The organism is Virgisporangium aliadipatigenens (assembly GCF_016863615.1).
Classification (GTDB): Bacteria; Actinomycetota; Actinomycetes; order Mycobacteriales; family Micromonosporaceae; genus Virgisporangium; species Virgisporangium aliadipatigenens.
The window spans coordinates 42015-65150 of the sequence record NZ_BOPF01000023.1 but is presented as its reverse complement, the minus strand read 5'-3'; the positions used below and the strand labels follow the sequence as shown (position 1 = coordinate 65150).

Genomic DNA, 23136 nt, shown 5'->3' with positions numbered 1-23136 from the left:
GTCTGCCCGTGGCGGCCTCGCGGACCGCTGCCGGGAGGCGTCACGAGCAGACCGTGCCGCCGTAGTCGTTCGTCGGGTCGCGATAGACGCCGTGGATGTGCTCCACCGCGTCGCCGCCCATCGACTGCGGCGAGTACTCGATGACCAGGTGCGGGCCGGTGACCCGGAAGTACGCGGCGGTGCCGGCGGTGGTCGGCCCGTACCAGGCGAAGTGGGTGTTCGGCAGGTCCGCCCGCAGCTGTGCCTGACGGGCGACCACGTCCTCGTCGTTGGCCAGCCCGGCGTAGAGGTTGATCAGCCTGATGAGCGACTCCTGCTGCTCGGCCTCCATCCCCGAGCCGGGGAGCCCTTCCGACCGGATCGTCCGGCACTCCTGGCCGGGGCCGAGCACCAGGTCGATCGGGGTCCCGCCGAGGACGGCCTTGCTCTTGTCGGCGTCGTTGAGCGAGTTGACGAACGCGAACGCCGCGTCCTCGATGTCACCGAGCGGCCGGACGGCGTCGCCGTTCGCGGCGTAGTTCGTCGGCTGGGCGCCGATGAAGCTGGGTGTCAACGACAGGTCATCGCCCTTGATCGTGGCGTTGACCGTCACATGGTGCCCGCCGAACTGCCACTGCCACGGCGCGCTCTCCGACGGTTCGCCGATGATGCCGATCCAGTAGTACTTCTTCCCGTACCTCATTCCCTGGCCGCCACCGCCGTTCTCGCTGCCGGCCAGCGCGTCGTCGGCCGCCCACTCGGCCATCACCCGCGCGTAGCCCTCGGCGCTCAGCGTCGCCTTCATCACCGCGAGGAACGCGTCGACCTTGGCCTGGTCGAGGTTTCCGACCATCAGGCCTTTGCGCTCGAACAGCCCCTCGGGAAGATCCGACCACCGCTGCTTCTGGGCCTTGTCGTCGCGGGCGAAGAGCACGCTGCTCTTCTCACTGCCGCTCAGCTTCCCCAGGAACGCGTTCGCCGCCGCCACGATCGTCTTCGTGGCCGGGCCGCTGGTCACGGACGACGCCTTCTCGGTGTTGTCGGCATCGCTGCACGCGGCGGTCGACAGGAGCAACAGAGCGGCCGCCGAAAACGCGCCGAGGCGGGTGCGCAGGTGGTCCATAAAGCGGAGCGTATGCGCTGCATTACGTACGAACGGGGCTTTCGGGGACATCCGGCGACGGGCGTCTGTAACCTACCTGGAAACTTTCTAGGTAGGTTACGATCGGCGGATGGAGAGCAGCGACGGGGTGGAGTTGCTGCTGGACGCCGGCCTGGATCGACGGATCGTGGGCAGCGCCGAGGTGGAGATCAGTGCCGGCCGACGTCGGTGGTCCCGCCGCCAGGTGCTGCTGCTGCGGCATTCGCCGAGCCCGCACGAGATCCAGCGGGCACTCGCGGCACTCCGGCCCCACACCGACGGGCTTCTCTTCGTGGTCGCCCGCGCGGGCCGGGCGTTGAAGCAGGCGGCCCGGGAGGATCACCGCATCGCCTACGCGGCCGTCGACGACGCCGTCGTCTGTGTCGACGGCGAGCTGCACCACGCCGACGACGATCGGACCGGCCAGGTCGTACAGCCCGGTCGCGTCAGCTGGACCCGGCTGGCGATCCTCCGGGTGTTCGCCCTCAGCGCCGCCGGACCGCTGTCGCAGTCGGAGATCGCGCGCCGGATCGGCGTCTCGCACGTCGCCGTCGGCAAGCAACTGCCGCTGCTCGACGACCTGATGAAGCGCGCCGCGACCAAGTGGCGGGCGGTCGATCGCGCCGCGTGTTGGGACCGGTTCATGGCGGAGTACCCGGGCCCGCGCGGCCTGACCACGTACTGGCTGGCGGCCGACGACATCACCGCTCAGCTCGGCCGCCTCCACCGCGCAGCGCCGGACCCGCCGGTGATTTCCGGCGACCTCGCCGCCGACTTCTACGCGCCGTGGCGGCGCCCGGGCCGCGTCGTCGCCTATGTCACCGACCAGCCGCCGCTGGAGGAGCACGGGTTCGCAGCCGCCCGAGCCGTGGACGCGACGGTCGAGCTGCGGACGCCGGCCGATCCGACGGTTCCGGCCATGGCCCGCGAATGGCCGTCGACCGGCGGCGGTGCACCGCGGCGGTACGCCGATCCGTTGATCACGGCGTGGGACCTGCGGCGGTCGCCCGGCGGGGATGTCGAGTCGGCCGTGGAGCAGCTGCGTGAGCGGGCCCTGCGGGAGCCGCTGTGGACCTGAGGCGCCGCATCGCGCTCGCCGCCACCTCCTACGCGGACGACCTGTCGTTCCGGTCGCTCGCGGAGGTCAGCGAGATAACCGCCGACCAGAATGTGCGCATCATCGGCGGCCAGATGGCGTCGCTGCTGCTGGCGGCGTTCCCGGTGCCCGGGATCGGAGCCCGCCGCACGCGGGACACCGACGCGGCGATCACCACCGAACTGGCCGGCTCGGGCGTCGTTCACCAGCGGTTGCTCGATCGCGGCTACGCCGCCACCAGCGGCAACAGCTACGCGCGAGCGGTCCCCGAGCTCGCCGCCGCCGGTGCGCCCGTTCCGGAGCTCGCCGTCGACCTGCTCGTGCCGTCGCTCGACGGGCGATTCCGGCCCGAGGAGTACGGCGGACGGGCGTTCGACGCCGCACCGGGTCTGGCTCCGGTGCTGGCCGCCGACCCGATCGTGATCGACGTGAGCGCTCGGCTGCTGGACGGCGCCGTCCTGGAGTTCACGGTCCGGGTGCCGACGGTCGAGCTCGCACTCGTCGTCAAGGCGCTCTCCTACGGTTCGCGGCTGCAGGCCAGGGACGTCGAGGACATCTACCGGCTGCTGGAGATCGCCGACACGCACGCGGCCGACGAGATCGGCGGCTGGCAGTTGCGGGCGCCTTCGCTGCGGGGATCCCGCCGGGACGCGGCCGTTCAACTGAACGAACTGGCGCGGCGCACCCGACGGATGTCGGGGTCGGAGGTGCCGGCGGGTCGGCTGGCGGCGCTCGTCGTGTCGCTGGTCGGCAGGCCCGCCTGAGACCGCGGCCTCCGCACTCATCGGGGCCTCGCGATCACCGGTAGCGTCAGCCGGCTGGGTCGGGTCGGTCCGTGGAAGATCCGATTGCGCGCGACCCGGGGCTCCGTCGTGGCAGCGAGGGTGCCGCCGTTGTTGGTGTTGCGGTCGTACCGGGGGAAGTTGCTGCTGGACACCTCGAGCCGGATGCGGTGGCCGGGACGGAAGACGTTCGAGGTCACGCCCATGTCGATCGTGACCTCGACGACCCGGCCGGGCTCCAGCGGCTGTGGCCGGCTCACGGAGGCGCGGTACCGCAGCCGGCACAGGCCTTCGCAGAGGATGATGGCGCGGCCGTCCGGGAAGACGTCGACCAGTTTGCCCGTCACGTCGGTGTCGACCGCGGTCGAGGACATGTGCACGGTGAGGGCCACGTGGCCGGTGACCTCGAGCGGTTCGTCCAGTCGGTCGCCGGTGTAGCAGAGGACGTCGGCGCGACGTTCGACCGCCGCCTGATCGGCGGGGCCGGAGAACCCGCCGACGCCGAGGGTCGCTCCGCCCACGGTCGGGACCGGGTCCAGCGGATCGTAGGAGAACGAGTCGTCGACCTCGTCGGAGGCGGGGCTCCGATACAGCCGGCCGTCGCCCTCCGAGGTGTTGGCCCGTCCCGAACTGTGCAGAAAATAGTCTTCGTACCGGGTGTCGGGCAGCGGCCAGTCCTCCTCCTCGCGCCACCGGTCCAGGCCCATGACGAAGATGCGTACCCGCGCACCCGGCTCCACCTCGGTGCGACCCCGCACCCACCGGTCGAAGAACCGCAGGTGGGCCTGCGTCATCGCCGCGGCGCGCACGGACCCCGCCGGCCCGAACGAGCGGTCGGGGAAGACCCCCTGGTCGGCGCCGTCACCGTGGCCCCAGGGACCGATGATGAGCCGCTGGCCCTCTCTGGCCGCCACGCTGCCTCCGGTGCGGCGCATGGTGGTGTACGCCCGCACGACCTCTCCCGCGAACACGTCGTACCAGCCGGTCATGTTCAGCGCCGGAACGGTGATCGCCGAACTGCGATTCAACGCCGCCAGCGCCTCCCAGTAGGCGTCGTAGCCCGGGTGGGCGAGCATCTCGCCGAGCCAGGGGAGGCCCCGCAGGAGCGCGCCCCGGTCGCCGATCGACAGTGAGTTCAGGGTGTCGGCGTCGTCGAGCGCGGCGCGGATCTCCGCCGCGGCCCGCTGATCCGACGGGTCGTCGTTCCCGGTGCGCGACAGGTTCGCCGCCGCCATCCGGGCCGACCAGTTGAACAGCGTCCCCTGCGACACCCCGCCCTGAGCCGAGTACCAGGCCCGGTAGACATCCGCCGACGTCATCAGGGGAGCGATCGCCCGCAGCGCAGGCGGCGCCTCGGTTGCCGCCTGCCACTGCGGGAAACCCATGTACGACGCGCCCCACATCCCCACGCTGCCGTCGCACCAGGGCCGGGCGGCGATCCACGCGACGGTGTCGAGGGTGTCGCTCCGGTCGAAGCGATGCGGTTCCATCACTCCGGGGGAGTCCCCGGTGCCCCGCACGTCCTGGACCACGACCAGGTAGCCGTGCTCCACCAGGGCGCGGATGTCCGGCAGCTTCGGGTTGCCCAGGTGGGCGGTGGAGGTTCTGCCGTACGGGGTGCGGGCGAGGAGGACCGGCCACGGACCGGTGCCCGCCGGCTTCCACAGGTCGGTCGCCAGCGTGACACCGTCGCGCATCGGCACCGCGACGCCGGCATCTATGCACAGGCTCATTCGCTTGTCCATTTCTTCGGTACCACTAGCGGCTGATCATCCAGTGGCTGAACGCCACGTAATTGGCGGCGAACTCCTCCGGCGTCGCGGCGTCCTCCACCCGCTTGGACAGCTCGTTGACCGTGCGGTAGTGCGGAATCCGGTCCCGCTCGTAGGCGGTCAGCGCGTCGGCCACCCCGCCGGACGACGCGAGCAGCCGGGCGAGCAACAGCCCGTCCTCGACGCCCAGCGACGCACCGGCGGTGATGTGCGGAGAGAGCGCGTGCGCGGAGTCCCCGGCCAGCGCCACCCGCTGCGACACCCACCGCGGCAGCGGCGGCACCAGCATGATCTGGTTGTGCAGCACCTGCTCGTCCGGCGTCGATTCGATCAGCGCCGGCAGAGCCGGGTTCCAGCCCGTGGTGTCGAGGAACGCGGCACGTTCCGCGGCCTGCTCCTTCGGCGTACCGTGCAGCGGATCCGCGTCGAACTGGTTGACCAGCCAGTACACGGTGCCATCGGCGGTGGGCACGTACCCGCCACGGGTGCGCTTCTCGCCGAGCACGATGACGGCCCGGTCGATGGTGGTGCCCTCCGGCGGCCGGACGACCGCTCGCCACGCGTGGTGGCCGTCGTGGTTCACCGCGTCGCTGCCCGGCAGCAGCAGGGAACGGACAACCGAGTACGCGCCGTCGGCACCGACCAGGACGTCCGCCTCGACGGTCGTCCCGTCGTGGAAACGCGCCGTCACGCCGGCATCAGTCTCGTCGTAGCCCACCAGGCGCGAGTCCAGGCGGATGTTTTCCCTGCCCACCGCGTCGGCGAGCAGGTCGTTCAGCTTGGCGCGGTGCACGAGCAGATACCGGTGATCGTCGGCCGAGAACCCCGACGGCTGGATCAGCTCGCCCGCGTGGTCGCGGAAGTACATCTCGGCCGGCCGGCCGATGCCCCGCACCCGCTCACCCAGTCCCAGTTCGTCGAAGACCTCCAGGGCATTGGCCCACAGTCCGAGCCCCGCGCCCGCCGCCCGGATCTCGGGCGCCTGCTCGTGGACCACCGCCTCGATGCCCGAGCGGTGCAACGCGATGGCGCTGGTGAGCCCGACGATCCCGGCTCCGACGACTACTGCACGCATGTGTCTACCTCCTGTGTTGGCTGTTGATCACTGGTTCGGCCGCCGGCGGAGCCGGGACCGCGCGGTCGGTACCAGGCGCACGGTCACCGCGTCGCCGGCCAGAAACTCTCCGAGCCGAGGCCTGACGTCGGATTCGAAAAGCGGATCCCGATGCACCCGCTCGACGATTTCCCGTCGTTCCTGATCACTGCGGAATTGACGGATCCAGACGAAAGCGTCTTCGTCCTCCGCCTCGGTGAACGCTCCGACAACGACCATTCCGTGCGCCTCGTGCAACGGAATGACCTGCTCATCCATCCATCGGGCCAGCTCTTCGCCCCGGCCCGGCAATGCCGTCTCACGACGGATCTCATAGAACATGGCTACGCGATTCCCCGAATTCGTCGGACGACCTCCACGGCACCGGTCAGCACGAAAGCGAGTGCGAGACCGAATGCGAAGGCCAGCAATGCGTTGTCCTGAAAGAGCCAACCGCCCACATAACCCGTCAGGACGGTATAGGTGCTCCAGGCGGTCCCCCCGAGAACGGTGAACAGGAGGAAATGCCGGTAGTTGTATCGCACCATGCCGCTGGTGACGGTGACGAGGTAGCGCCCGACCGGAATGAACCTGGTGCTCACCAGGACGAAACCGCCGCGCGCTGCCAGGTGCTGGGATATCCAGTCGTGCGTCGCGCGCCGCTTGGAGCCGGGCGGAAGTCGCTTCTCGATCCTGCTGCTCAACCACCGGCCGAGCCCGTAGGGAATCTGGTCGCCGAGGAACGCGCCGACGGCTGTCGCGGCGATGACCAGCAGGACGTTTGTGGTACCCGCGGCGGCGAGGACGCCGGCGATGATGATGACCGGCTCACTCGGGATCAGCGGGAGGAACGAGTCCAGCAGCGACACCGACATGAGGACCAGGTACAACCACGGCGACCCGGCCAGCGACTCGGCCAGTTCGACCCAGGCGATCATGAGAATCCTTTCTCGGTATTGCGGAGCGGCGGCACAGTCACTCCGGTCGTGGTGTCAGCTGAGCGCACGGACCAGCAGGACCAGGCCGATGCTGGTGCCGAAGGCGACGATGAGCGCCTTCAGCAGGCGGCCGGGCAGGCGCCGCGCCAGGACCGCCCCCGCGTAGCCGCCGACGATCGTCGCCGGGGCCAGGATCAGCACGGCCGACCAGTTGACCGGGCCGAACACGGCGAAGATCAGCAGGGTGACGGCGCCCACGGTGACGGTCAGGACGTTCTTGAGGGCGATGATCTGATTGAGCGTCTCGTCGAGCACCAGGGCCAGCGCGGCGACGTACATGACGCCCAGCGCGGCACCGAAGTAGCCGCCGTAGACGGCACCGGCGAAGACGACCACCTGCAGGGTGATCGCCCGGCGGCGTGGGTCCCGGGCGCGGGACTGCCCGACCAGGCCGCGCAGCCGTTCCTGGAAGAACAGCGCCGCGGCGGCGCCCAGTACCAGGAACGGCACGAGCAGTTCGAACGTGCGAGCGGGCGTGCGCAGCAGCAGGGCGCAGCCGGCGGCCGAGCCGGCGACACAGGCCGGCAGCACCGCGGGAATGCGCCGCCACCGTCCGGCCAGATCGGCGCGGCTGCCGACCACGCTGGAGACGACACCGGGAAAGACCGAGACCGAGTTCGTGACGTTCGCCTCGACCGGCGACAGGCCGGTCACGATCAGGCTGGGGAACGTTATCAACGCGCCGCCACCGGCCAGAGCGTTGATTCCACTGGCGAGCACGCCGGCGAGAATCAGCAGGGGAATGTGTCCGAGTTCCATGGGTACCGAGATCCCGGGAAGGCCGACGGTCGGGTGCGATCGCCATTCATCGCCCCGGCCGGCCGGCAATTTCTCATTTCGCCGGAAACGCTATGTCGGGTGCCGCGCCAAAACCAGTACGCTTTGCTGAACCGGCCGTTAACCGCTACGCAATCGGGTCACGGATCCCAAATGCGTGACGGTTAACCGGCACTTCACCGATACGCATTGGATGTCATCGCCGGTGGCGGCATAACGTACCCGCATGGATTTCACCGTTCTCGCTGCGTCCGGGCGTACCGGATCGGAACTCGTCCGGCAGGCACTGCTGCGCGGCCACACCGTCACCGCCATCGCACGCGATCCGGCGCGCATCACCGTCGCGGACTCCCCGTTCCTACGCAGGGTCGCCGGCGACGTCAACGACGTCGAGAGCATCACCGACGTCATCGATTCCGATGCGGTCGTCCTCTCCGCGCTCGGCACGGATCGGGCCGGTGTTCTCACCGCGGGTGCCAAGGCGGTCCTGGCCGCCGGGCCACGGCGGCTCATCTGGCTCGGTGCGTACGGAACGGGCAGGTCCGCGCAGGCCGCGGGGGAGGCCGCGCGCAGCCTCGGCGCGATGCTGGGCGATCGCCTCGCCGACAAGGTGGCGGCCGACGACCTGGTGCTGGCCGCCGGCGGCACGGTCTTCCACGCGTGCCTGCTCAGCGACGAGCCGGAAAGTCCGGACCGGCGTACCGTCGGCCTGGCGGACGCGCCCCCGCTCGACTTCACCGACAAGGTCTCCCGCGCGACGGTCGCCGCCGCGATGCTCGACGAGGCCGAGACGCCCCACTTCTACGGCAGCGTCGCCGTGCCGCTCTCCGACTGATCGACGACCTCCGTGACCGCGGCCCGCACCTGGCCCCGCAGCCACGCGTGGGCCGGGTCGGAGTCGTGGAGCTGGTGCCAGATGCAGTTGATCGGAGCCGGCGGGAACGAGCCCGGCAACGGCCGGCTGATCATGTTGAACGCCTGGACAAGCGGGCGACTGACCAGCTCCGTCGTGGTGACCAGCATGTCGTTCTGGCTCGCCACGTGCAGGGCCATGGTGCCGGTCGTCACCGCCGCGACCACGTGACGGCGCAGGCCTTTGGCGGCGAGCACCTCGTCGATCGGCCCGGCGAGGCGGCCCCGCCGCGACACGATCACATGCGGGTACGAGGCGTACGACGGCAGATCGAGGTGCTCGGCGCAGGGATGCCCGGAACGCATCGCCACGACGATCGGATCGGTGCCCAGCGTCTCGGAACGGAACTCCGACAGCTCCGGCCGGTCCTGGCTGAGTTCGAGATCGACGTGCCCGCGCCGGAGTTCGTCCGTGTCGACGGAGTTCTCGGACAGGATCCGGAGCCGGACGCCCGGAGCCTCGTCCTGCACCCTGCGCAGCAGCGCCGGCGCCAACGTCGTGGCGAGCCCGTCGTGGCACTGCAACGTGAAGGTGCGTTCCAACCGCTCGGGATCCAGCGTGCGGCTCGGCACCAACATGTCCTGGACCTGCCTGAGCAACACGCGAACGTCATCCCGGATCGCCGTCGCGTACGGCGTCGGCACCATCGTGTGCCCCGCACGGACCAGGATGTCGTCACCGGTCAGCTTCCGGAGCCGGGCGAGGCTGCGGCTGACCGCGGGCGACGACAGATGCAGCCGCTCGGCGGCACCCATCACGCTGCCCTCATCGAGGAGGGCGTTGAGCACGACCAGCAGATTCAGGTCCAGTTGCACCCGGGTAAGGTACCGGGCCGATCATTCGCCAGAGCGGATCGACCGGTGATTCGAGGATGGTGCCCCTGGCAGGATTCGAACCTGCGCACCCGCCTCCGTAGGTTCGCACATAGATATCTCGGCAGGCTACTGACCTGCGAATCAGCGTCGGACGCACGAGAGAGGCCGTCCTTTGGCGCGTAGCTGGCGTGATCATGCTTGGCGGAGCCGCCTGGTTAAGAAACGGTTGGCTTGTGAGTTAGAGGAGGCCGTAATGGAATCCCGCTTCCTGTACTGCAGCATTCGCCTGAGGCCGGGATCCTGCCACCCGCACCCGTCCGGTTCAATGAGGGCGTGGGTGTGACATCAATGCCAGTATTGCCTGTTGGCCGTCGATCTTGCGAAAGCTATTTAGGGGCGTGATCGATTTCCACCACTTCCGCCCCGGAAAACGGAGACAAAATCTTTGAACACGCTAACGCGTGCAGAGAAAAGGGGGTCAAGCAATATCATCAAATATACTAGAGCCCAGAGTGTCGAGATTAAAATTACGAAGCTATCCAGAGGTGCCGGAGGAAGAAGTTTCGACCATTTGAGCGCTAATGTGACCGCAAGCGGGAGAATTCCGACGGCTATGGTTCTGAGGGTGTTAAGAGCTACCTTGGATTTTCCTGCCTGAACTGAGAACTCACTTGAGGGTGTAGGGAGAGAGTTTAGTTCGAGATGGCAAATGGCGCCCAGTAGTGCCACCAGCTTCACTGTTAGATCTCGATTTGTATCGTATCCGGGCAATGCTACCCATGTTTGGTATTCCCTAACGGCGAATGCCGCCTGCTGGCACCGATCTTCCATTGCTCTTCGGCCCATTTCCGCTGACGCCGGCGCCATCTTAGGAAATCCTCGGCCGATCAATACGGCGATTCTCTCAAGACTGGTCATTGAACTGGAGAGGTTCGTCGCCGCCATGGGAAGGGGGCGAGTCTCGTAGAGGTTGGCCAAGATGCTGGTTATCTCGGCTACGGTTGCAGAAACCGCCATCTTTTTTATCGGGCGCCGATCGAGAAAGAAGCGTAGGAGATTAAGCGCAGCGAATGTGTAGGAGACGGCTATCGTGCCATGTACCCCCGCTATGCCGGTGACTAGTGCCAGCCGATCTGCGGTGCTCGCGTTTGACGGTAGGATCCAGCCGCCTTCGTAGATTGACGGGCTGACCGATTGGGCGACTCCTACGAGCGCTGCGCCTGTTAGGACCATTGCAACTACTATCACCCCGTCCCGCAGCGCCAGCTTCGTTGACAGGAAGACTGAAACAATTCCCATGGCGATGCCACAAAGCAGGCCTATGGCATAGTAGTCGAGATTCCATTTGCCAAGTGAATCTAATCCATAGCTCGCCTTTTCGCTGACGGTCGCGAACAATACCATGAAAGAAATCGTCATTAATGAGGTCGAGAAGAATGGCGCGAACCATTGAAAGATGAGTCGTTCGCGGGCGATCCACCTCGCATGGGTGCGTGAAATTGCCAGGTACATGATTCGAGTCGATGCAGTTGTGTGCCAGTTGAGATTGTCGGTGAGGGTTTTGGCTATGTGGGGCCACGTGTTACATGCACTCCTGTAGTAAGATCGTGCTCGTTGCCTTCCGAGAGTCGGAGTATAGGCATGCCCTAGGGCTCTGATAATTCTGCGTGCCAAAAGTGACCCTGCGGCCAGCATGGAGTTCCCCTCCGTCGCGTTGGCGACACGAACGCGACAGGTCACTATAGTGGAGCGACTTCCATGATCGGCAAACTTGATGGGAATGTACGGCCGGCTTTTTGAGTCCACCTTCCGACCTGCTTGTCCTAGGTCGAACCCAGAGTTCGGCATCTGTCCGTTCCGCAGATGCCCTTAACTCTGGCGATGCCGACCGCACTGCGGTCAGTGGAAGCTCTCGAATTGCCTTGCGCACGGACGCATGGGTGTTCAACGGCGTCCGATTCAGAGACACGTGGGCACCGGCTGGTGGCGTACTACGGGTGCCTCTTCTAGGCAGGGATACGGCCCCGAGGAGGTGGCCAGCCTCGGCAAGCTACACCTTGGCATCCCGCGACAAGGGATGGGGAGAAATTTCCACTTTGCCGGCGTGCGGCCCCACGCCGGCGAGGAATGGACGGACAACGGCAACGAATACGACGCTCGCCAGCTCAAGCAGCGTAATGCCGGCGAGACGCGCACTGCGCCATGCCCCCGTCGACCGCGCTGTTCCACGAGTACCTGGACGAGTTCGGCACCACACCGGCCGGCCGTACGACCTGCGGCACGCTGCGGTGTCGACGTGGTTCAACGGGGGAGTGTCGCCGACCGACATCGTGGAGTGGGCCGGCCAGTCGTTGGAGGTGTTGCTCAGGATCTACGCCAAGTGCCTTGACCGGAGCATGCGCCGCAACCGCCGGCTCATCGAGGCCGCTTTGGGGCACGAATCGAGGCCGAAAACGGTGGCGTAAATATGGCGTGACTGGCCGATCATGGCCAGATCCGGCCGGACTCAACCGGACATAACGAACGCGGCCCCTGCCCGGCAATCGCCAGGTCAGAGGCCACGTTCTTGCAGCTAAACCGGTGTTTCAAGGATGGTGCCCCTGGCAGGATTCGAACCTGCGCACCCGCCTCCGGAGGGCGGTGCTCTATCCCCTGAGCTACAGGGGCCACTAGCGGAGATCTCCGCCAGAGCCGGTGAAAGCCTAGCAGAGGGGCGACCCGCGTCGCGCACGGGTTACCCCAGCACCACCACTCACACGGGATCCCCGCCCAGGTCCTTCAGCAGCAGCCGCAACTGGTCCACCTCGCCCTGCTGGGAACGCTGCATGTTCTCCGCCATCTCGACGACCTCGGCCCGATCCGTGAGGTCCAGGATGGCCCGGATCATGTGCAGCCCGCCGAGGTGGTGCCGGATCATCAGCTGGCAGAACAGGATGTCCGCGTCCTTGCCGTTGGCGGTTTCGAGGCGCTTCATCTCGTCGTCCGACGCGAGGCCGGGCATCCGGCCGTCGGACTGGAGCATGGACTTGCCGCCCGGCACCCAGGACATCGTGCCGTGCGTCGACAGCGCTTCGAGGCCCCAGTCGGCCAGCCAGGTTTCCATCACGCCGGACTGGTACTGCTGCGACGTCGCCATGTCGTAGGCCATGCGGTGCAGTGTCGCGCCGGTCGTGCTGGTGGCGTCGCCCCGGTCGTACTCCAGGAACGACATGCGCACCGCCTGGGAGTGGTGGTACGTCATGTCGCGGGCGAAGCCGGCCTCGGGGGAGTCGTCCCCGGGGGCGGTGATGTGCGGGGTGGCGTAGCCGGCCGCGTAAGCGGCGACGAGGAGCAGGACCGCGACGAGCGCGGCTCCGAAGAGCCGCGCCCGCCGGTTGTCCAGGAAGCCGAACGAGGGCATCAGCCGCCCGTCGTCCCGTTGCCGCCCTGCTGGCCGGCAGGCTGGTCGCTCTGCAGGTCGCGCGGCGTGGTGCCGGTCTCGGTGATGCCGCCGGAGCAGACGGCGCCGGCCTCGACGGTGGCGTTCTTGCGGGTGACCTTGATGAACTCGTCGATCCGCTTGTCGTTGACGTCGTTGACCTTGAGCTGGAAGCCCCAGGCCTGCAGCGACACCGCGCTGTCGAGGTCGGGCATCGGACTCATGAACGAGTATTCCTTGCCGCTGATCTTCGCCTTGAGCTTCTCGACGCCGGCCGCGTCGACCTTGCTCGGGTTGTACACGAGCCACACGGCGCCGTGTTCGAGGGCGTGAACCGCGTGCTCCTTGGCGATCGGCGCGTCGTAGACGTCGCCCATGCAGTTCATCCAGTCGGGGTTGTGCGGGCCGGCGACCGGCGGGTTCTGTGCGTAGGTCAGCGGGCCGGCCTTGTGCTGCTGCCCCTTGACCAGGGCCTTGTCGGTCTTGCGGAAGTTGCTGACGCCGTCGATGCGACCGACGCGGTCGGAGACCGTCAGGCCGGAGTCCCACACCTTGTAGCCCGCGAAGCCGATGATGCCCACCGCGACCAGGATGGTGACGGCGAAGAGCACGACCGGGCCCCAGTTGCGGCCCTGGCTCACCCGCACCGGGGTGATCGGCTTGCGGCCGCCGGTCAGGCCCGACTTGGTGGCCGGACGCGCGCCCTTCTTCGCGGGCGTGGTCCGCTTTGCGGCTGCGGCAGATTTCGAAGCGGTCGTCGACTTCCCGGCCGTCGTCGACTTCGAAGCGGGTGCCGCCTTCTTCGAGGCGGTCGCCTTCTTGGAAGCGGCGGTCTTCTTCGCGGGAGTCTCGGATTCCGAGGTATCCGTGTCCTTCGCGAGGTTAGGCTTGCCGCCCGCGACCGCCTTCGTGGCCGACGGTCGGCGAGATCCACCGCCGCTTTGCGTACTCATGCTCATAGGGCCTCGTCCAGTGGGGGTCCGTTTCGCGCGGGCACGCCAGAATCGCCCGGGCGCCGCCAAGTACCGGAGTCTACCCCCGATAGCATTGTTCAGTGACTCCCGCTGAACTCGCCGCAGCCGTTCTCGATGCCGCACGCCGGGTCGTGACGGCGCGAGGCCTCGATCCGACACTCCTGCCGGAGACGACGACGGTGGCCCGCCCGCGTCAGCCCGAGCACGGCGACTACGCCTCCAACCTGGCGCTTCAGCTCGCCAAGAAGCTCGGTGTGAAGCCCGTTGACCTGGCGCGGGAGCTCGCCGACGAGCTGGCCCGCACCGACGGCGTCAAGTCCGTCGAGGTGGCCGGGCCGGGCTTCCTGAACGTCCGGCTCGACGCGGCCGCCGCGGGAGCCCTCGCGCGCATCGTGGTCCAGCAGGGGCGGGCCTACGGCCGGAGCGAGACGCTGGCCGGCGAGAAGGTCAACCTTGAATTCGTTTCAGCGAACCCGACCGGGCCGATCCACCTGGGGCACACCCGGTGGGCGGCGGTGGGGGACAGCCTCGGCCGGCTGCTGAGCGCCGCCGGGGCCATCGTGACCCGCGAGCACTACACCAACGACGCCGGCGCCCAGATCGAGCGTTTCGGCAGGTCGGTGCTGGCGGCGGCGCGAAAGGAGCCCGCGCCGGAGGACGGTTACGCGGGGGAGTACATCACCGACATCGCAAACAAGATCCTCGAGGCGCATCCCGACGCGCTGGACAAGGGCGAGGAGTTCTTCGCCGAGGTCGGCCACAAGGCCATGCTCGCCGAGATGCGCGCCAGCCTGGAGCGGTTCGGCGTGCACTTCGACGTCTGGTTCTCCGAACGCGACCTGCACAACGGCGGCGCCGTCGAGCACGCCCTCGAAGAGCTGCGCAAGCAGGGGCACGTGTTCGACCACGAGGGTGCGGTGTGGCTGCGCACCACCGACTTCGGTGACGACAAGGACCGCGTGCTGATCCGCAGCAACGGCGAGAAGACGTACTTCGCGGCCGACTGCGCCTACTACATCAACAAGCGGGAACGCGGCTTCGACCGCTGCGTGTACCTGCTCGGCGCCGACCACCACGGCTACATCGCCCGGCTGCGCGCCGTGGCCGCCTGCGCGGGCGACGACCCGGCCCGCAACATCGAGGTGCTGATCGGCCAGCTCGTCAACCTGGTGCGGGCGGGCGAGCCGGTGCGCCTGTCCAAGCGGGCCGGCAACATCATCACGCTCGACGAGATCGTCGACGCGGTGGGCGTGGACGCGGCGCGCTACTCGCTGGCGCGTTCGTCGACGGACTCGGTGCTCACGCTCGACATCGAGGAGATCACCCGCCAGGCGCGGGAGAATCCTGTCTACTACGTGCAGTACGTGGCGGCGCGCACCGCGTCCGTCTCGCGCAACGCGGCCGACCTGGGGATCACCCGGGGCGACGACTTCGACGCGGCCCTGCTCGTTCACGAGAAGGAGTTGGACCTGCTCAAGGCGCTCGGTGACTTCCCGGCGATCGTGGCCACCGCCGCGGAGCTGCGGGAGCCGCACCGGGTCGCGCGGTACCTGGAGGACCTGGCCGGTACGTACCACAGGTTCTATGACAAGTGCCGGATCCTCCCCCAGGGTGACGAACCGGTGACCGAACTGATGCGGGCAAGGCTCTGGCTCAACGACGCGGCGCGTACCGTGATCGCCAACGGCCTCGACCTGCTGGGGGTCACCGCACCGGAACGGATGTAACAGACAAGATGCGCGCACACGAGGCGGGGGCGCTCCACGCCGACATCGGGCACCGTGGCCCGGGCTGGCTCCGTTCCCCCGCAGATGTCAACGCCCTGATGCCGGGACTGTGGCCGCGGACCGTCACCCGCGCGGACGCCGGTGCCCTCACCGTCGGTGGTCTGGACGTCCGCGAGATCGCGGCGGAGTACGGCACCCCGGCCTACGTCCTCGACGAGGCGGATCTGAGGGAACGGTGCCGCGCCTTCCGCGAGGGCTTCGCCGGCGCGGACGTGTACTACGCGGGGAAGTCGTTCCTCTGCAAGGCGGTCGTGAGGATCATCGCCGAGGAGGGGCTCAACCTCGACGTCTGCACGGGCGGCGAGCTGGCCGTCGCGCTCGCCGCGGGGATGCCGCCGGAGCGGATCGGCCTGCACGGCAACAACAAGTCGCTCTCCGAACTGCGACGGGCGCTGGACGCCGGCGTCGGCCGGATCGTCGTGGACTCGTTCGACGAGATCGAACGGCTGACCGCGCTGGCGACGGAGCGGGGCGTCCGGCCCAAGGTCATGGTGCGCGTGACGGTGGGCGTCGAGGCGCACACGCACGAGTTCATCGCGACGGCGCACGAGGACCAGAAGTTCGGGCTGTCGCTGTACGGCGGCGCGGCCGACGCGGCCGTCAAGCGCATCCTCGACGAGGGCGTGCTGGACCTGGTCGGCCTGCACTCGCACATCGGTTCGCAGATCTTCGACATCAGCGGGTTCGAGGTGTCGGCGCGGCGGCTGTTGGGCCTGCAGGCGCGCATCCGCGACGAGTACGGCGTCGAACTGCCGGAGATGGATCTCGGCGGCGGCTTCGGCATCCGGTACACGTCGCAGGACGACCCCGCCACCCCGGCCGAACTGGGCCAGGCGCTGTTCGGGCTGATGAAGCACGAGTGCTCGGCGTTCGGGCTGGCGGTGCCGGCGCTGTCGATCGAGCCGGGGCGGGCGATCGTGGGGCCGGCGGTGTTCACGCTGTACGAGGTGGGCACGGTCAAGGACGTGGACGGCATCCGGACGTACGTCTCGGTGGACGGCGGGATGAGCGACAACATCCGCACCGCCCTGTACGACGCCTCGTACAGCGCGACGGTCGCCGGACGGGCCTCCGACGCGGAGCCCGTTCTGGCCCGCGTGGTGGGAAAGCATTGCGAGTCCGGGGACATCGTCGTGAAGGATGAATTCCTGCCCGCTGACGTACAGCCGGGAGATCTTGTCGCGGTTCCCGGTACCGGTGCCTACTGCCGCAGCATGGCGAGCAACTACAACCATGTGCCGCGGCCCCCCGTGATCGCTGTCGCGGACGGGTCCGCCCGGGTGATCGTGCGGCGGGAGACCGAAGAGGATCTACTTTCTCTCGACGTGGGGTGAATCGAACGTGGCTGATCCGGTGAAGATCGCGCTGCTCGGGTGCGGCACCGTGGGTTCCTCGGTGGTGCAACTGCTGCACGAGCAGGCGGCCGACCTGACGGCCCGGGTGGGTGCCCCCCTGGAGTTGGCCGGCATCGCGGTGCGCCGCCCCGGCCGCGAACGCCCCGACCTGCCGGTCGACCCGAAACTGTTCACCGCCGACGCGTTGGGGCTGGTCAAACGCGACGACGTCGACGTGGTGATCGAGGTCGTCGGCGGCATCGAGCCGGCGCGCACGTGGCTGCTGGAGGCGCTCGGCGCGGGCAAGAGCGTCGTGACGGCCAACAAGGCTCTCCTGGCCGAGGACGGCGCGGTGCTGCACGACGCCGCCGCGCAGTCCGGGGCCGACCTGTTCTACGAGGCGTCCGTGGCGGGGGCGATCCCGCTGCTGCGGCCGTTGCGTGAGTCGCTGCACGGAGACCGCGTCACCCGCGTCACCGGCATCGTCAACGGCACCACCAACTTCATCCTGTCGGCGATGGACGCCACCGGGCAGAGCTTCACCGAGGCGCTGGAGGAGGCGACCGCGCTCGGCTACGCCGAGGCCGATCCGACGGCCGACGTGGAGGGCTTCGACGCGGCGGCCAAGGCGGCGATCCTGGCGTCGCTGGCGTTCCACACCCGGGTGACCGCCGCCGACGTGCACCGCGAGGGGATCACCGACGTGACGGCCACGGACGTGGCCAGCGCCAAGGCGATGGGGTGCGTCATCAAGCTGCTGTGCATCGCGTCGCGGGTCGACGACGCGGTCAGCGTGCGGGTGCACCCGGCGATGATCCCGCGCACGCATCCGCTGGCGGGTGTCGTGGACGCGTTCAACGCCGTCTACGTCGAGGCGGAGGCGGCCGGGCAGCTCATGTTCTACGGGCGGGGTGCCGGTGGTGCGCCGACCGCCAGCGCGGTGCTCGGCGATCTCGTCGCCGTCGCACGCAACCGGCTCACCGGCAGCCGTGCCGCGAAGGAGTCGGCCTACGCCGACCTGCGGGTCCGGCCGATCGGTGAGGAGATCACGCGATACCACGTGTGCCTGGACGTGGCGGACCGCGCGGGTGTGCTCGCCTCGGTGGCCGGGGTCTTCGCCCGGCACGGCGTCAGCATCGCGACGGTCAACCAGGCGGGACGCGGTGACGCCGCCGTCCTCGTGATCGTTACGCACCGGGCGCCCGACGCGGCGCTCGCGGCGACCGTTGCCGAACTGCGCTCGCTGGACGCCGTGAAGGCCGTCGCGAGCGTGCTGCGGGTCGAGGGAGACCAACCATGATCTGGAAAGGCCTGATCGAGGCGTACCGGGACCGGTTACCGGTCTCCGACGCCACCCCGGTGGTGACGCTGCACGAGGGCAACACGCCCCTGCTGCCGGCGCCGGAGCTGTCCCAGCGCACCGGCTGCGACGTGTACCTGAAGGTGGAGGGGGCCAACCCGACGGGGTCGTTCAAGGACCGCGGGATGACCGTCGCCGTGTCGAAGGCCGTCGAGGCGGGCAACAAGGCGATCATCTGCGCGTCGACGGGCAACACGTCGGCGTCGGCGGCCGCTTACGCGGCGCGGGCGGGCCTCACGTGCGCCGTTCTGGTGCCGACGGGCAAGATCGCGCTGGGGAAGCTGGCGCAGGCGCTGGTGCACGGCGCGCGCCTGCTCCAGGTCTCCGGCAACTTCGACGACTGTCTCGCGCTCGCGTCCAAGCTCTCCGTCGACTATCCGGTGGCGCTGGTCAACTCCGTCAACGAGTTCCGGCTGCACGGGCAGAAGACGGCGGCGTTCGAGATCGTCGAGGCGCTCGGCGACGCCCCGGACATCCACTGCCTGCCGGTCGGCAACGCGGGCAACATCACCGCCTACTGGATGGGCTACAAGGAGGATCTCGCCGCGGGCAACGCGACGCGGCTGCCGAAGATGTTCGGGTTCCAGGCGAGTGGCGCGGCGCCGATCGTGAAGGGGCACGTGGTCGAGGAGCCGTCGACCATCGCGACCGCCATCCGGATCGGCAATCCCGCCTCGTGGACCCGTGCGATCGACGCCCGTGACGAGTCGGGCGGGCAGATCCGCGCCGTCACCGACCGGGAGATCCTGAGCGCGTACCGGCTGCTGGCCCGCACCGTCGGCGCCTTCGTGGAGCTGGGCAGCGCGGCGAGCGTCGCCGGCCTGTTGCAGGCCTCGGACGAGGGGCTGCTCCCGCCGGGTTCGCGGATCGTCTGCACGGTCACGGGCCACGGCCTGAAGGACCCGGAGTGGGCGATCTCCACGGCGCCCGCGCCGGTGACCATCCAGGCCGACGTCCTGACCGCGGCGAGGGCACTCGACCTGGCCTAATGTCTGTCAGGTGTCGTCGACCGCTGCACTCCTTACCCGCAACAAGGACTTCCGCCGCCTGCTGATCGCCGACCTCGTCCTCGCCGGCGGGGACTGGTTCGTCCTGATCCCGCTGGTCACGCTCCTGCCGGAGCTGACCGGAAGCGGCTTCTGGGGCGGGCTGGTGCTCGCCGCCGACGTCGGCCTGATCGCCCTCCTGCTTCCCTACACGGGAACGGTGGCCGACCGCCTCGACCGCCGCAAGATCATGATTTCGGCGAACGTCGTGGGCATCTGCGCCGTCGCCGCACTGCTCCTGGTCCGTTCGGCCGGCACGGCATGGATCGCCGTGGCGGCCGTGGCCGTGTTCGGGATCGCCAAGGCGTTCCACAATCCGGCGGCCACCTCCGCCCTGCCGAACCTCGTCGACGAGGAAGACCTCCCCACGGCCAACGCGATCGCCGGTTCGGTCTGGGGCACGATGCTCGTCGTCGGCGCCTCGCTCGGCGGGGTGATGGCCAGCCTCGTCGGCCCGTACGTCTGCTTCCTCGTGACGCTCGCGTGCCTGATCGTGGCGGCGGCGTTCACCTGGGGGATCCGCCGGCCGATGCAGCAGCCGCGGCCGGCGGGGCCGGCGCCGCACGCGTTCCGGGCCCTGCGCGAGGCACTCGCCTACATCGGGCGCCGGCCCCGCGTGGCGGCCCTGGTGACCGTGAAGTCGGCGGTCGGGCTGGGCAACGGCGTTCTGGTGGCGTTCCCGCTGCTGTCCACGCAGGTGTACCGGGTGGGCGAGATGGGCACCGGCATGCTCTTCGCGGTCCGCGGCGCGGGTGCGGTGATCGGGCCGCTGCTGTTCCGGTTCGTGCTGAAGCGGCCGCGCTGGCTGCTGCCGGGGCTGGCCGTCTCGATGGGCGTCTACGGGCTCGCGTACCTGGGCGTGTCGCTCACGACGTTGCTGGTGGTGGCGCTGCCGCTGGTGCTCGTGGCGCACCTGGCCGGCGGCGCCAACTGGGTCATGTCGAACTTCGCCCTGCAGGCCGAGGTGCCGGACGCGTTGCGTGGGCGGGTGTTCGCCACGGACATGATGATCGCGACGCTCGCCGTCGCATTGAGCCAGCTCGTCGCGGGTCTGGTCGTCGACAGCGTCGAGCCGCAGGTCGTGGTGGCGGTCTCCGGGGCGGTGACGCTCGTGTACGGAGTCGTATGGCGGACGGTGACGACATTCGTGATGGCGCGAAGAGATACCGCTCCGCTAGCATCGTGATATCACTTTGCTAGCGGGGAGGATGTCATGGTCAGGAACGCGTCCAGAGTCTCGGGCTTTCCGGTCGTGCTGTTGATGGTGGTGCTGGTGGCGCTGGGTGGCGCGATCCCGCCCATGCTGACCGGCCTCACCGTGGAGGAACGGGTGCTCGGCACCATCCTCGTGCTGCCGCTGGCGGCGATCGTCGCGGCCGTGATCGGTTCCGGCCTCACCGTGGTCAACCCCAACGAGGCGCGCGTGATCCAGTTCTTCGGCCGCTACGTCGGCACGATCACCGAGCCCGGCTTCCACTGCACGCTGCCGCTGACCATGAAGAAGAAGCTCTCCCAGCGGGTGCACAACTTCGAGACCGACCGCCTGAAGGTCTCCGACGCCGACGGCAATCCCGTGGAGATCGCGTGCGTCGTGGTGTGGCGGGTGACGGACACGTACAAGGCGTCGTTCGGGGTCGCCGACCATGCGGACTACGTCGCCGTGCAGTCCGAGGCGGCCGTGCGGCACCTGGCCACCAGCTACCCGTACGACGCCCACGAGAGCGGCCGGGCCAGCCTGCGCGAGGGCAACGTGGTCAGCGAGGAGCTCACCAACGAGCTGCGCGAACGGGTCACGCTGGCCGGCGTCGAGGTGCTCGAGTCGCGCATCACCCACCTGGCGTACGCCCCCGAGATCGCACACGCCATGCTGGCCAGGCAACAGGCGAACGCCGTCGTGTCGGCCCGGTTCAAGATCGTGGAAGGCGCCGTCGGCATGGTCTCCAACGCCCTCGAACGCCTCCGCGACGAGGCCGTGGTCGAACTCGACGAGGAGCGCAAGGCGCAGATGGTCTCCAACCTGCTGGTCGTGCTCTGCGGCGACCGTTCCGCACAGCCCGTGGTCAACGCCGGAACGCTCTACGGCTGAGATGGCGGAGCGCAAGAAACTGCTGCTCCGGCTCGACCCGGCCGTCTACGAGGCGGTGGCCCGGTGGGCGGGCGACGACCTGCGCAGCGTCAACTCGCAGATCGAGTACGCCCTGCGGCTGGCGCTGAAGGCGGCCGGGCGCCCACCCCGTTCCCCCAAGGAGGAGGAGGGGGATCAGCGCGGCGCCGAGTCGGACGACGGCCCGGACTGAGGCGGATCGTCGAACGTCCCCCGCGGGATCGACCAGACCCCGGACATCACGCCCCACTCGCTGGACTGGGTCTGGCGGGGCGGCGTCCAACCGCCGGTAGCCGGTGCGCCCGCCGGCGGCGGCACTGGCTGGTCGACCGGCGGCACCGGCGGCGACATCGGGTACGCGACGGCCGGCTCCGGTGCGCTGCGGCCGGTGTGCGCCCCGGTCAGGATCAGCGCGACGCCGATGGCCATGAGGATGCCGCTCGCCAGCGTGCCGACGTTGGCCAGCCGCTCGACGCTCTCGGCGCCGTCATCGGCCGTGTCCTGGAAGACGACCAGCCAGAAGTACAGGTCGAACGCGGCCACCGATATCAACAGCAGGCAGCCCACGCCGAGCAGCGCGGCGGTCGTGGTGCCGAGCCCCTTCGCCCGCACCAGTGTGGAGATGCCGCCCACGAGCGCCACCAGCACCATCAGTGCCTCGATCGTGATCAGTGCCCACGGCATGTGGCGGCTCCCCGACGTCCCGGAATCGGCCGGCTCACCGTAGCCTGCCGGCACCGGGGAATAACATCCCCGGACATGGCGCTCCTCTCCACTTCCGTGCGGGTCCGCGTGCCGGCGACCAGCGCGAATCTCGGTCCCGGTTTCGACTCGCTCGGCCTCGCCCTGGACCGGTACGACGAGGTCACCGCCCGGGTGGCGCCCGGCGACGTCGTGGTCGAGGTGACCGGCGAGGGCGCCGGCCAGCTGCCCACCGGGGACGACCATCTGGTGGTCCGTGCGATGCGCGCCGCGTTCGACGCGCTGTCCGAGCCGCTTCCGGGTCTCGAGCTTTCCTGTGCGAACGCCATTCCGCAGGCGCGCGGCATGGGTTCATCGTCCGCGGCGATCGTCGCCGGACTCCTGCTGGCGCGTGAACTGGTGGTGGACGGCGCGCGACGCCTGCCCGACCCGGCGGTGCTCGCCCTCGCCAGCGCGCTCGAGGGGCACCCCGACAATGTCGCGCCCTGCCTGCTCGGCGGCTTCACGATCGCCTGGACCGAGAACGGCGAGGGCAGGGCCGTCCGGCTCGATCCGCACCCGTCGATCCGTCCTGTCGTATATGTGCCCGCGACCCGCGGCCTGACCGCCGAGGCCCGCGCCGCCCTCCCCGAACGCGTCCCGCACGGCGACGCGGCGTTCAACGCCGGGCGGGCCGCCCTGCTGGTACACGCCGTCACCAGCGACCCCGCGCTGCTCCTGACCGCCACCGAGGACCGGCTCCACCAGGACTATCGCGCCCCGGGCATGCCGCACACCGCCGAACTGGTCGCGACGCTGCGCGCGGCGGGCGTTCCGGCGGTGGTGAGCGGCGCCGGGCCGACCGTGCTGGCGTTCGTCGTCGGGGACGGCGCGCTTCCCGACGTGGGGGACACGTGGAAGGTGTGGAAATTGGGTGTGGCGGATGCGGGTGCGTCGATTGTGGCGGGTACCATGGGACACGCCGAGCGGGACCCTGTTGCCGCTGGTCGTGAGAGTTGATTACGCTCTAGACCGCAGCATCCGCTACGCGCGGCGATAGCGAGCG

The 23136-nt window shown here is 69.0% G+C and carries 22 protein-coding genes and 1 tRNA gene; 11 read left to right on the top strand and 12 right to left on the bottom strand.

Going from position 1 to position 23136, the window contains the following annotated elements:
- Positions 1-40 precede the first annotated feature (40 nt).
- A complete protein-coding gene (locus Val02_RS28725; RefSeq protein WP_203902363.1) occupies positions 41-1102 on the bottom strand; it encodes a DUF3500 domain-containing protein in 1062 nt (353 codons plus the stop codon).
- 109 nt (positions 1103-1211) lie between these two features.
- Between Val02_RS28725 and Val02_RS28720 the strand changes: the two genes are divergently transcribed.
- Together Val02_RS28720 and Val02_RS28715 are read left to right on the top strand one after the other, a co-directional pair.
- Positions 1212-2198, top strand: a complete 987-nt coding sequence (locus tag Val02_RS28720; RefSeq protein WP_203902362.1) for a hypothetical protein — start codon at positions 1212-1214, stop codon at positions 2196-2198.
- On the top strand, positions 2189-2980 hold the full coding sequence (locus tag Val02_RS28715) for a hypothetical protein (protein WP_203902361.1): 792 nt from the start codon (positions 2189-2191) through the stop codon (positions 2978-2980). Before Val02_RS28720 ends, Val02_RS28715 begins: the two co-directional genes overlap by 10 nt.
- A gap of 17 nt (positions 2981-2997) precedes the next feature.
- Here Val02_RS28715 and Val02_RS28710 read toward each other — a convergent pair whose 3' ends face one another.
- The 5 genes from Val02_RS28710 to Val02_RS28690 are packed head-to-tail and all read right to left on the bottom strand — an operon-like array spanning position 2998 to position 7620.
- Positions 2998-4731: a CocE/NonD family hydrolase gene (locus tag Val02_RS28710; RefSeq protein ID WP_203902360.1), complete on the bottom strand. Its 1734-nt coding sequence runs from the start codon at positions 4729-4731 to the stop codon at positions 2998-3000.
- A gap of 25 nt (positions 4732-4756) precedes the next feature.
- Positions 4757-5845 carry an FAD-dependent monooxygenase gene (locus Val02_RS28705; RefSeq protein WP_203902359.1) on the bottom strand — a complete coding sequence of 363 codons (1089 nt, stop codon included), beginning with the start codon at positions 5843-5845 and terminating at the stop codon, positions 4757-4759.
- A 27-nt stretch (positions 5846-5872) separates the two neighbouring features.
- Positions 5873-6205: an NIPSNAP family protein gene (locus tag Val02_RS28700; RefSeq protein ID WP_203902358.1), complete on the bottom strand. Its 333-nt coding sequence runs from the start codon at positions 6203-6205 to the stop codon at positions 5873-5875.
- A gap of 2 nt (positions 6206-6207) precedes the next feature.
- Positions 6208-6801, bottom strand: a complete 594-nt coding sequence (locus Val02_RS28695; protein ID WP_203902357.1) for a DedA family protein — start codon at positions 6799-6801, stop codon at positions 6208-6210.
- Between the two features lie 54 nt (positions 6802-6855).
- Positions 6856-7620: a sulfite exporter TauE/SafE family protein gene (locus tag Val02_RS28690; RefSeq protein ID WP_203902356.1), complete on the bottom strand. Its 765-nt coding sequence runs from the start codon at positions 7618-7620 to the stop codon at positions 6856-6858.
- Between the two features lie 244 nt (positions 7621-7864).
- On the opposite strand from Val02_RS28690, the gene Val02_RS28685 reads away from it, so the two are divergent.
- Entirely contained in the window at positions 7865-8473 is a 609-nt protein-coding gene (locus Val02_RS28685; RefSeq protein WP_203902355.1) for an NAD(P)-dependent oxidoreductase, read from the top strand.
- Here the strand turns inward: Val02_RS28685 and Val02_RS28680 are convergent.
- The 5 genes from Val02_RS28680 to Val02_RS28660 all read right to left on the bottom strand — a co-directional run bounded on the left by Val02_RS28680 (position 8440) and on the right by Val02_RS28660 (position 13806).
- Positions 8440-9366, bottom strand: a complete 927-nt coding sequence (locus tag Val02_RS28680; RefSeq protein WP_203902354.1) for a LysR family transcriptional regulator — start codon at positions 9364-9366, stop codon at positions 8440-8442. The genes Val02_RS28685 and Val02_RS28680 overlap by 34 nt on opposite strands.
- Before the next feature lie 390 nt (positions 9367-9756).
- Entirely contained in the window at positions 9757-10878 is a 1122-nt protein-coding gene (locus tag Val02_RS28675) for a hypothetical protein (RefSeq protein ID WP_203902353.1), read from the bottom strand.
- Positions 10879-11958: 1080 nt separating this feature from the next.
- Positions 11959-12033: transfer RNA gene (locus Val02_RS28670), tRNA-Arg, on the bottom strand.
- A gap of 85 nt (positions 12034-12118) precedes the next feature.
- Positions 12119-12766, bottom strand: a complete 648-nt coding sequence (locus tag Val02_RS28665) for a DUF305 domain-containing protein (RefSeq protein WP_203902352.1) — start codon at positions 12764-12766, stop codon at positions 12119-12121.
- On the bottom strand, positions 12766-13806 hold the full coding sequence (locus tag Val02_RS28660; RefSeq protein WP_239153402.1) for a thioredoxin-like domain-containing protein: 1041 nt from the start codon (positions 13804-13806) through the stop codon (positions 12766-12768). The genes Val02_RS28665 and Val02_RS28660 overlap by 1 nt, the downstream gene beginning before the upstream one ends.
- A gap of 32 nt (positions 13807-13838) precedes the next feature.
- On the opposite strand from Val02_RS28660, the gene argS reads away from it, so the two are divergent.
- The 7 genes from argS to Val02_RS28625 are packed head-to-tail and all read left to right on the top strand — an operon-like array spanning position 13839 to position 21582.
- Positions 13839-15485 carry an arginine--tRNA ligase gene (argS, locus tag Val02_RS28655; RefSeq protein ID WP_203902351.1) on the top strand — a complete coding sequence of 549 codons (1647 nt, stop codon included), beginning with the start codon at positions 13839-13841 and terminating at the stop codon, positions 15483-15485.
- 8 nt (positions 15486-15493) lie between these two features.
- On the top strand, positions 15494-16879 hold the full coding sequence (gene lysA / locus Val02_RS28650; RefSeq protein ID WP_203902350.1) for a diaminopimelate decarboxylase: 1386 nt from the start codon (positions 15494-15496) through the stop codon (positions 16877-16879).
- A gap of 7 nt (positions 16880-16886) precedes the next feature.
- The gene (locus tag Val02_RS28645) at positions 16887-18179 is read left to right on the top strand and encodes a homoserine dehydrogenase (protein ID WP_203902349.1); all 1293 of its coding nucleotides are present in this window, start codon (positions 16887-16889) and stop codon (positions 18177-18179) included.
- Positions 18179-19228, top strand: a complete 1050-nt coding sequence (gene thrC, locus Val02_RS28640) for a threonine synthase (RefSeq protein ID WP_203902457.1) — start codon at positions 18179-18181, stop codon at positions 19226-19228. The genes Val02_RS28645 and thrC overlap by 1 nt, the downstream gene beginning before the upstream one ends.
- A 10-nt stretch (positions 19229-19238) precedes the next feature.
- Positions 19239-20471, top strand: a complete 1233-nt coding sequence (locus Val02_RS28635; RefSeq protein ID WP_203902348.1) for an MFS transporter — start codon at positions 19239-19241, stop codon at positions 20469-20471.
- A 27-nt stretch (positions 20472-20498) separates the two neighbouring features.
- Positions 20499-21371, top strand: coding sequence for an SPFH domain-containing protein (locus Val02_RS28630; RefSeq protein WP_203902347.1), 873 nt, complete (start codon positions 20499-20501; stop codon positions 21369-21371).
- Between the two features lies 1 nt (position 21372).
- Complete coding sequence (locus Val02_RS28625; RefSeq protein WP_203902474.1) at positions 21373-21582, top strand: type II toxin-antitoxin system antitoxin; 210 nt, start codon at positions 21373-21375, stop codon at positions 21580-21582.
- On the opposite strand, the gene Val02_RS28620 is transcribed toward Val02_RS28625, so the two are convergent.
- Positions 21546-22073, bottom strand: coding sequence for a hypothetical protein (locus tag Val02_RS28620; protein WP_203902346.1), 528 nt, complete (start codon positions 22071-22073; stop codon positions 21546-21548). The genes Val02_RS28625 and Val02_RS28620 overlap by 37 nt on opposite strands.
- Before the next feature lie 75 nt (positions 22074-22148).
- Here Val02_RS28620 and thrB point away from each other — a divergent pair, with 75 nt between their 5' ends.
- Entirely contained in the window at positions 22149-23090 is a 942-nt protein-coding gene (gene thrB / locus Val02_RS28615) for a homoserine kinase (protein WP_203902345.1), read from the top strand.
- Positions 23091-23136: the final 46 nt, after the last annotated feature.

Coding starts and splice junctions, on each gene's coding strand:
- Val02_RS28725 (WP_203902363.1), bottom strand. CDS start 1,102: ATGGACCACCTGCGCACCCGCCTCGGCGCGTTTTCGGCGGCCGCTCTG.
- Val02_RS28720 (WP_203902362.1), top strand. CDS start 1,212: ATGGAGAGCAGCGACGGGGTGGAGTTGCTGCTGGACGCCGGCCTGGAT.
- Val02_RS28710 (WP_203902360.1), bottom strand. CDS start 4,731: ATGAGCCTGTGCATAGATGCCGGCGTCGCGGTGCCGATGCGCGACGGT.
- Val02_RS28705 (WP_203902359.1), bottom strand. CDS start 5,845: ATGCGTGCAGTAGTCGTCGGAGCCGGGATCGTCGGGCTCACCAGCGCC.
- Val02_RS28700 (WP_203902358.1), bottom strand. CDS start 6,205: ATGTTCTATGAGATCCGTCGTGAGACGGCATTGCCGGGCCGGGGCGAA.
- Val02_RS28695 (WP_203902357.1), bottom strand. CDS start 6,801: ATGATCGCCTGGGTCGAACTGGCCGAGTCGCTGGCCGGGTCGCCGTGG.
- Val02_RS28690 (WP_203902356.1), bottom strand. CDS start 7,620: ATGGAACTCGGACACATTCCCCTGCTGATTCTCGCCGGCGTGCTCGCC.
- Val02_RS28685 (WP_203902355.1), top strand. CDS start 7,865: ATGGATTTCACCGTTCTCGCTGCGTCCGGGCGTACCGGATCGGAACTC.
- Val02_RS28675 (WP_203902353.1), bottom strand. CDS start 10,878: ATGTACCTGGCAATTTCACGCACCCATGCGAGGTGGATCGCCCGCGAA.
- Val02_RS28665 (WP_203902352.1), bottom strand. CDS start 12,766: ATGCCCTCGTTCGGCTTCCTGGACAACCGGCGGGCGCGGCTCTTCGGA.
- lysA (WP_203902350.1), top strand. CDS start 15,494: ATGCGCGCACACGAGGCGGGGGCGCTCCACGCCGACATCGGGCACCGT.
- Val02_RS28630 (WP_203902347.1), top strand. CDS start 20,499: ATGGTCAGGAACGCGTCCAGAGTCTCGGGCTTTCCGGTCGTGCTGTTG.
- Val02_RS28625 (WP_203902474.1), top strand. CDS start 21,373: ATGGCGGAGCGCAAGAAACTGCTGCTCCGGCTCGACCCGGCCGTCTAC.
- Val02_RS28620 (WP_203902346.1), bottom strand. CDS start 22,073: ATGCCGTGGGCACTGATCACGATCGAGGCACTGATGGTGCTGGTGGCG.
- thrB (WP_203902345.1), top strand. CDS start 22,149: ATGGCGCTCCTCTCCACTTCCGTGCGGGTCCGCGTGCCGGCGACCAGC.